Raw genomic sequence first — 2502 nt, forward strand, 5'->3', positions numbered from 1 at the left:
GTACCCACCGTCTCGTGCTGATGGAAGTGCAAGCGGGCCCTACTGATGCATTGGGTAGCGAGCCAATTTTCCATCAAGGGAAACTGGTAGGGCTTACCACATCAGGCGCCTATGGTTATCGCGTTAATAAGAGTTTGGCCATGGGCTTTATCAAGCGCGAACTTGCGTCCCTGGATACTGAGCTGACCATCACAATTCTGGGTGAAGAATGCTCCGCGAAAGTCATTCGTGGATGCCTTTACGACCCGAAAGGCGAACGCCTGAAGTCTTGATTATGCAACTGCCTCCAAGAACGTGGAGGCAGCTTTCTGACCGCTAATGGGGTAGGACGAAATGACCATTACACAATCTTTGGATAACGCGCCCAATGCGGAGGCCTCCATAATCGACGGGAAGGCGTTTGCCGAAATCTTGCGCAAGAATGTCGCCGTCGGTGCAAGGGCCTTCAGGGAGAAACGCGGCAGAGCACCAGGGCTGGCTGTCGTACTAGTCGGGAGCGATCCTGCCAGTCAGGTTTACGTGAAAACCAAAATGAAAAAGGCGCTTGAGTCCGGGATTGACTCCTTCCCTCACCTACTGGAAAGCGATACGTCCGAAGCGGACCTGCTGAACCTGATCGATAAGCTGAACAATGACCGCTATGTGCATGGGATTTTGGTGCAGCTTCCGTTGCCCGCCCATATCGATGAGTCGAAGGTTATTGCAGCAATTAATCCGGCCAAAGATGTCGACGGTTTCCATCCGATCAACGTGGGTCTGCTGGGTCAGGGTAAAGCCAAACTGATTCCCTGCACTCCTCTGGGATGCCTGATGATGTTGAAGGATCAGATCGGTGACCTTAGCGGTAAAAAAGCGGTAATTGTCGGCAGGTCCAACATCGTCGGAAAGCCAATGGCGAATTTGCTCTTGCAGGAAAACTGCACGGTCACGATTGTGCATTCCCGAACACGAGATCTCATCGCTGAATGTCGTCAGGCCGACATCCTAGTGGTAGCGATTGGACGGGCGGAATTTATTGATGCAAGGGCGATCAAGCCAGGTGCAGTGGTCATTGACGTTGGTATCAACAGAGTTGAAAGAGACGGGCTGTCGGTTCTGGTGGGTGATGTCGATCTCAACTCTGCCAAGGACGTTGCAGCAGCAATTACTCCAGTTCCAGGTGGCGTAGGTCCTATGACCGTTGCTTGTTTGATGAGAAATACTCTGACAGCTGCAGAGGCAATTGAGAGTAATACTGCTGCACAGTTTTGATAACGGGCAGATTACCGCCAACAAGGCTCAGCCGAACACAAAACTTGCTCTGTTACTGACCATTGCATTGCAAGCCCTGTATTCCGCAGTGTCCGGGCCATTATCCACAGGTATACCCCCGTTTTTTGTGGATAGCTTTGAGGCGAATATGAACACGCCTAAGAAACGCAGAGCAGAACTACCGATACACGGAGAGTCTCCGTCGGCGTTATTGTGAGTTAGCAGCGGATTTGGCACCGACCAGGACCTTGCAAGAGATTCCGAGCTGACCGCTAGAAGCCGCGGCCGACGGATCTTTCGTGGGTTCAGCGGCACTCAATCGGTGCCAACTACCTGCAAAATGGTTTGTCACCAAAACAGCAAGAAGTCGGGTGAATTTGCGGTCTGTTTGGCACTGCGGTTTGGGCCCAAAAACGTCGAATTTGGAGGTATGAGGCAGGCTCTCGGACGCGATGGTTTGATTCCAAATCGGCCCCTGGGCCTTGTGATCAAAGGGCTCGGCCGGCGACTAGAGACCTTCCGCAGACCTGGCGATTGCCCAACCACCCTCCCCGCATCCCCGCGCTCTGTTCCGTTTCCCTAGCGCACAATCGGAAGTCCGGCTTTCGCTGCTTCCGTTTGTCTTCAAAGGCACGGCCCGCGTGACGTACAGCCGGTTTCGCTGATTTGGGATGGTGACCTTTAAGAACGAAAAATCGGAACTGAGCTTCCAGGGTTTAGCGCCGCGGAGCGGGTGAGAAAAAACGCCCTAATCGCCCGGAAACAGGGCGTTTGGCAAGGCTATCTGACATGCGAAAAAGCGGAGAAAGGAAGAGAAATATCAGACAGGATTGGTGCCAAAGGCAGCGCGAAAAGGGGCCAAAAGCGGCGCGAACTCACAGATAATCGAAATCCTCAGTGGGGCAAAAAGTGGGGCAAAAATCAGCTCCGCGCAAAAACAATAAATCATAAAAAAATCCAGTCACCGCTAAGTGACTGGATTTCTTTAAGAATAAATGGTCGGGACGGAGTGATTCGAACACTCGACCCCTAGCACCCCATTTAAGAGGGCAGAGAAATATTTAATTTTTTCTGCCGGCTGTGGTTGGCTTGTAAATAAAAAACCCGACACGAAGGCCGGGTTACCCACCCTCTCCGAGACGCAGCCCCCAAATGAGAGGGATGGAGAGCTGACAAGAGAGTGTGGGGGGCAAGATATTGCCAAATGGTGCTCTCCTGCACAATAAAAAATCCGACTCAAGGGCAGCATAT

General features: G+C 52.3%; 2 protein-coding genes. Both read left to right on the forward strand.

Annotated features, from left to right (window positions below; genetic code table 11):
* On the forward strand, nucleotides 1-272 hold a 272-nt coding region (locus AC1DVH_RS29495; RefSeq protein WP_477756760.1), incomplete at its 5' end, for a glycine cleavage T C-terminal barrel domain-containing protein.
* Between the two features lie 61 nt (nucleotides 273-333).
* Entirely contained in the window at nucleotides 334-1251 is a 918-nt protein-coding gene (folD, locus tag AC1DVH_RS29500; RefSeq protein ID WP_477756761.1) for a bifunctional methylenetetrahydrofolate dehydrogenase/methenyltetrahydrofolate cyclohydrolase FolD, read from the forward strand.
* Nucleotides 1252-2502: the final 1251 nt, after the last annotated feature.

This window comes from Pseudomonas sp. P4_C3 (genome assembly GCF_056402075.1).

Coding starts and splice junctions, on each gene's coding strand:
- folD (WP_477756761.1), top strand. CDS start 334: ATGACCATTACACAATCTTTGGATAACGCGCCCAATGCGGAGGCCTCC.